The organism is Staphylococcus pasteuri (assembly GCF_030547725.1).
GTDB lineage: Bacteria > Bacillota > Bacilli > Staphylococcales > Staphylococcaceae > Staphylococcus > Staphylococcus pasteuri.
This window is the reverse complement of sequence record NZ_JAUOQO010000331.1, coordinates 1-274: the sequence shown is the minus strand read 5'-3', so window position 1 is coordinate 274 and position 274 is coordinate 1. Positions and strand designations below refer to the sequence as shown.

Genomic DNA, 274 nt, shown 5'->3' with positions numbered 1-274 from the left:
GTTGAATACTTACGTGAAATAAAAGAGCAATTTGAAACTAGCCAGCAATTGTTACAACGTGAGCAACAGCGGTGCGCGTTGCTTCAACAAAAAGACCTTACCTTGCAAGAGCGCATTACTTACCTAGAAAAAAGTGAAGAACGGGTAAAGGCCCAGTTTGAATTATTGGCAAACCGAATTTTTTCTGAAAAATGTTTGGAACTACAGCAACAAAGTAAACAAAGCATAGAAACTGTGTTGCAGCCTTTAAAGCAGCAGTTAGATGGGTTTAAAC

At 38.7% G+C, this 274-nt stretch carries 1 protein-coding gene; it reads left to right on the top strand.

Features of this window, described 5'->3' with window-relative positions; translation table 11 throughout:
* Positions 1–274 (top strand): hypothetical protein (locus Q4528_RS13865; protein ID WP_303522162.1); only part of this gene is annotated, 274 nt, incomplete at both ends.